The organism is Saccharothrix hoggarensis (assembly GCF_042678885.1).
GTDB classification, from domain to species: Bacteria; Actinomycetota; Actinomycetes; order Mycobacteriales; family Pseudonocardiaceae; genus Actinosynnema; species Actinosynnema hoggarensis.
Genome location: NZ_JBHTLK010000532.1, coordinates 1 through 608, shown reverse-complemented (window position 1 = coordinate 608; position 608 = coordinate 1). Strand labels below are relative to the sequence as shown.

Genomic DNA, 608 nt, shown 5'->3' with positions numbered 1-608 from the left:
ATCATCATCGCCGCCGTCGCCGCCGGCCCCGTCTCGGCCGAGGACCCCGGCGTCACCGCCGCTGCGGCCGTTCCCGCCGGCGCTCCCGCGGCCGACGGGCCGGATGACGTCCCCACCGGCACGACCCCCGCCGACCTGAGTGCCGATGGCACGAGGGTTGCCGAGCCGGGGGCCGACGACCTCGCCGTGCTGGTGCGGAGCGGCCAGGTGGCGGTGGTCCACCTGGACGAGGGACCGGACAAGGTCGTCGCCGTGCTGCGGCGCGTGCTGGGCAAGCCGGCCGGGGCCAAGGTGCACGCCGACGTGCCGCCGCCCGCGGTGTGGCCGAGGGTCCGGTTCCGGGCGCCCGAGCCGCGTCCGGTGATCGACCCCGGTTACGTGCTCGACTACCCGCTGCTCGCCGACGCGATCCACGAGGCGAACCGCGTGGTCGCCCCCGCGCTGCACGAGTGCGAGGTCGCCGCCCTCCGCTCGCGGGAGCGGTCGCGGCTGCTCGTGGTGCTCGCCACCGCCGCCGGGTTCGGCACGACGGTGGCCGCCGCGCTGCAGGTGTGGCTGCGGGGCGTGCCGTGGCCGGGTGTGCTGCTGGCCGTGTCCGGCGCGGCGGC

The 608-nt window shown here is 78.0% G+C and carries 1 pseudogene; it reads left to right on the top strand.

What is annotated here, in order from left to right:
• Positions 1 to 608, top strand: a pseudogene (locus tag ACFQ3T_RS36960) (hypothetical protein); the annotation flags it as partial.